Annotated in this window: 6 protein-coding genes; 4 read left to right on the top strand and 2 right to left on the bottom strand. The window is 32.8% G+C overall.

Annotated elements, in window-relative coordinates; genetic code table 11:
- Positions 1-360: 360 nt before the first annotated feature.
- From ACFFIX_RS27605 to ACFFIX_RS27595, 3 genes are all read left to right on the top strand, one after another.
- Positions 361-600 (top strand): hypothetical protein, encoded by a 240-nt coding sequence (locus ACFFIX_RS27605; protein WP_378939844.1) that lies wholly within the window; start codon positions 361-363, stop codon positions 598-600.
- A 38-nt stretch (positions 601-638) separates the two neighbouring features.
- Positions 639-1,055, top strand: coding sequence for an SET domain-containing protein (locus ACFFIX_RS27600; RefSeq protein ID WP_378939842.1), 417 nt, complete (start codon positions 639-641; stop codon positions 1,053-1,055).
- Positions 1,056-1,323: 268 nt separating this feature from the next.
- Positions 1,324-1,557, top strand: a complete 234-nt coding sequence (locus ACFFIX_RS27595; protein ID WP_378939840.1) for a hypothetical protein — start codon at positions 1,324-1,326, stop codon at positions 1,555-1,557.
- 608 nt (positions 1,558-2,165) lie between these two features.
- On the opposite strand, the gene ACFFIX_RS27590 is transcribed toward ACFFIX_RS27595, so the two are convergent.
- Positions 2,166-2,450 (bottom strand): hypothetical protein, encoded by a 285-nt coding sequence (locus tag ACFFIX_RS27590; protein WP_378939838.1) that lies wholly within the window; start codon positions 2,448-2,450, stop codon positions 2,166-2,168.
- A 98-nt stretch (positions 2,451-2,548) separates the two neighbouring features.
- A complete protein-coding gene (locus tag ACFFIX_RS27585) occupies positions 2,549-2,758 on the bottom strand; it encodes a hypothetical protein (RefSeq protein ID WP_378939836.1) in 210 nt (69 codons plus the stop codon).
- A 479-nt stretch (positions 2,759-3,237) separates the two neighbouring features.
- Here ACFFIX_RS27585 and ACFFIX_RS27580 point away from each other — a divergent pair, with 479 nt between their 5' ends.
- Entirely contained in the window at positions 3,238-3,495 is a 258-nt protein-coding gene (locus ACFFIX_RS27580) for a hypothetical protein (RefSeq protein WP_378939834.1), read from the top strand.
- Positions 3,496-3,925 lie beyond the last annotated feature (430 nt).

Genomic DNA, 3,925 nt, shown 5'->3' with positions numbered 1-3,925 from the left:
GTGGCCCAAAAGATAAGTCTCCATTATGGTTTGATGTAATTGAGTAAATTTAATAACAAGCAGCAAAAAAGGATCTTCCAATCGAAGATTCTTTTTCGATAATTAGATGTAATGTGAACTCGTTTTATATACAGTATTCATTTATTTGGTACTTTGTAGATTAATAAAACTAACGGAAATTTAAGTTTTTATTTCAGTAATATACCCGAATGTGAAAGGAGAAATCCTTGCAGCGTTTTTTACAAAATTCTTAAAATCCCCTTAAAAAAATCCATATTTGACTCACTCTATTAGAACAAGTCTTATTTCTATTAGTGAATATATTGTTAATAGTGAAATAAGAAAGGGGGGGGAACGATAATGCCTAAAGGTAAAGGTAAAGGTAAAGGTAAAGGTAAAGGCACTGGTACCGGGGATGGGTTTCCAAATGATATTTTAGAAAACCTCGCATTTGGACAAAGAATCAGGGTTTATTTTAATGGGGGTGTCGGAGTTGGCGAGTTCCAGGGAACTCAAGACAATGCTCTTCTTATTGACACAACTGATGAAGGTTTATTACGCATCGACATTGATTCAATTATTGCTATTGCCATGCGTTAACACAGTTAAGAGAGGGGGGGGCCCCTCCTTTTTTTAACATGTTTCATTTTACTGGAAAGGAGCTAATATTTTTTGTGGTATCCAATTCTTTTAAGATAAAAGACACCCAAAAGTATGGTAGGGGAGCCTTTGCTATATGTGATATAAAAAAAGGGGAAATCATTGAAGCATCTCCAGTTATCGTTATACCTAAAGAAGAAGTAGAACATCTAAATAAGACAATTCTATCCGATTATTGGTTTTATTGGGGAGAAGAGGAAAGAGCTATTGCTTTGGGATATGGCTCCATATTTAATCACTCTTATACTCCAAATGCGTCGTTTTATTGTTATCTGCCTAATTTAACAATATACTTTTACGCCATAAGAGATATCAAAAACGGCGAGGAAATTACGACAAATTACAATGGTGATCCAAACGATAGGTCTCCATTATGGTTTGATGTAATTGAGTAAATTTAATAACAAGCAGCAATTATGTTAACTAGATTTGTATAGAGTATTCATTCATTTGGTCCTTTACAGATTAATAAAACTAACGGAAATTTAAGTTTTTATTTCAGTAATATACCCGAATGTGAAAGGAGAAATCCTTGCAGCGTTTTTTACAAAATTCTTAAAATCCCCTTAAAAAAATCCATATTTGACTCACTCTATTAGAACAAGTCTTATTTCTATTAGTGAATATATTGTTAATAGTGAAATAAGAAAGGGGGGAACGATAATGCCTAAAGGTAAAGGAAAAGGTAAAGGCACTGGTACCGGGGATGGGTTTCCAAATGATACTTTAGAAAACCTCGCATTTGGACAAAGAATCAGGGTTTTTTTTAATGGGCGTGTCCGAGTTGGCGAGTTCCAGGGAACTCAAGACAATGCTCTTCTTATTGACACAAATGCTGAAGGTATATTACGCATCGACATTGATTCAATTACTGCTATTGCCATTGTTACGCCATAAGAGATATCAAAAACGGCGAGGAAATTACGACAAATTACAATGGTGATCCAAACGATAGGTCTCCATTATGGTTTGATGTAATTGAGTAAATTTAATAACAAGCAGCAAAAAAGGATCTTCCAATTAGAGATCCTTTTTCATTGCCGAAAATTTAGAATTATGTTAACTAGATTTGTATAGAGTATACATTTTTAACTAACTTCCCCAAGTATTATAAAAGTTAGTATAGCTTTGGGAGCTTAAGTTTTTTTCGAATTGACCATAACAACAGGTACCCTTTTGAATAATATAGTATACCAAAGAATTCTCTTGTTTCTGGTCTTGGTTTTGATCTAAAAGAACGCTTATTAAAGCGTTCTTTTTTTGCTGGGTTATCCAAGGAGATTGTTTTATGATACTTCCTAAAAGATCAATTATGTGAACTAAGAATGTATATTAAATCTCGATAGAAACAAGGCTTTCATGCAGGACTTTTAATAAGCTAGCTTGAGTAGGGGGAGCAGTATCTTTTCGCGGAAAACATACGCTAGGTCGTTTCAAAAAGACCTTATAATTATAGATTTTAAGGAATTATACTATGCTTGTCCCCAGTTTTGTTTTTTCTTTAATTAATTCGTACTTCTACGATGCCTCTTAGCCATCAAAGAATCTAATTTCTGTACAGATTCTCTAAATTCACGTTCATCTAAACTGCCAGTAGCATACATAGAACATAGCATTGCATAAGCGATTGCTGTAGTTTCAATATGAACTTCCACATCAACGTTAGCATTTCCACTATGACCAACGATTGATTTTACGTTATTTTCTACTGAATGTAAGCTTTTATCTTCTGATATTATATTATTTTCCTCTAAACTTTTGTTCCTATTATTCGCAAAACGTTTCGCCAACTAATTCTCCCTCCCTTTATTGATAAATAAGAAGGATACTAGCGAAAAATGCCAATATCCTTCTTCAAAATTTAATCTCTATAATTGATAGTTAGTTATTAGTCTTCTAGCGCTTCAAAGTTAACTCTACTGTTTCCACTATTAGTAATAGTATTAGTATTTTCAATTCTATTTACAATAACGTTTTTATCTTTTACATCAACCTCATTTTCAGCCTCAGCCTCAGCCACAGCCACATTCTCATTCTCATTCTCATTCACATTTACATTTCTGAACACTTGCCTACCATTAGAATATCTTCTACCCATGGTTATTCCTCCTTAAAATTTTATCTACTACACTTACAATATATTCAATGCAGATGCTAATGAATAGACAATTACTAGAAGACAAGTGTGGATTTTTAAAGAAAAACTAGGGGTTACGCCAACAAAACGGAAATTTTGTAAGCTAAGGGTGAACTAAAAAAGGTAAATTGTTAAATTAATAGTACTTTGTTTAGGAATGAGTTTTGGTTTACGCTGCCTCCGGTGAGGAAAGACTAATCTAATATTTTTTCATTAAAAAGCCCTGGGAATTAAAAAACCAGGGATTTTACTTTATATGTTAACTAGATTTGTATAGAGTATTCGTTTATTTGGTACTTTGTAGATTTATACTAATAGAAATTTACATCCCTATTTTTCAAATCTCCTAAAAATCCATATTTAACTTACTCCATTAATCCAAACCTTATTTCTATTACTGAATAAATTGTTAATAGTTATACAAAAAGGTGGTGAACCCTATGCCTAAAGGTAAAGGTAGAGGTAGAGGTAGACAAGGTGGACAGGACAACGAAGGATTTCCCCGTGCTTTTTTGGATCAATTAGGTCTCGGACAACGCATATTTATTACTTATAATGGTGGTTTAGAAGCTATTGGAGATTACCAGGGTATTCAAGATAATGCTATTCTTCTTTCAATACTAGGTCAAGGAGGAAATCGAACTGGGCTCATTGAACGTTTCAACATCGATGTAATTCATAGCATTAGGGTTTTATAAAAAAGGAACTAATATTTTTGTGGTATCACTATTATTTAGAATAAAAGACACTCAAAAATATGGTAGAGGGGTCTATGCTATACGTGATATAGAAATGGGGCAAGTCATTGAGATATCTCCGGTAATTGTTTCACCTAAGGAAGAATTGGAATATCTAGACAACGCAATATTTTCCAATTGAACAGTGACGTTATTACTGGTCAACAATTTTGGAATACCGTCAACTTTATTTAGAGAGATTAAAGAGATTTTTGTTCCTAAAAACTATAAATCTGAATTGGTCAATGAATCATTAAGAAAAATATTCAAAGATAAAGGATTACTAGAATAAAAAGAGGTTGGGTACTTTTTAGATACCCAACCTCTTTTTTGCCGATATAAAACCTTCTTAAGATATTCTCTAAATTCATCCCTGTTTAATAGTTTATAA

The sequence above is a fragment of the Metabacillus herbersteinensis genome (assembly GCF_042433335.1).
GTDB classification, from domain to species: Bacteria; Bacillota; Bacilli; order Bacillales; family Bacillaceae; genus Metabacillus; species Metabacillus herbersteinensis.
This window is presented reverse-complemented; position numbering and strand designations above follow the sequence as displayed.

What these genes read in the sequence shown, in the direction of transcription:
- ACFFIX_RS27600 (WP_378939842.1), top strand. Translation starts at nt 639, where the DNA reads ATGTTTCATTTTACTGGAAAGGAGCTAATATTTTTTGTGGTATCCAAT.
- ACFFIX_RS27585 (WP_378939836.1), bottom strand. Translation starts at nt 2,758, where the DNA reads ATGGGTAGAAGATATTCTAATGGTAGGCAAGTGTTCAGAAATGTAAAT.
- ACFFIX_RS27595 (WP_378939840.1), top strand. Translation starts at nt 1,324, where the DNA reads ATGCCTAAAGGTAAAGGAAAAGGTAAAGGCACTGGTACCGGGGATGGG.
- ACFFIX_RS27580 (WP_378939834.1), top strand. Translation starts at nt 3,238, where the DNA reads ATGCCTAAAGGTAAAGGTAGAGGTAGAGGTAGACAAGGTGGACAGGAC.
- ACFFIX_RS27605 (WP_378939844.1), top strand. Translation starts at nt 361, where the DNA reads ATGCCTAAAGGTAAAGGTAAAGGTAAAGGTAAAGGTAAAGGCACTGGT.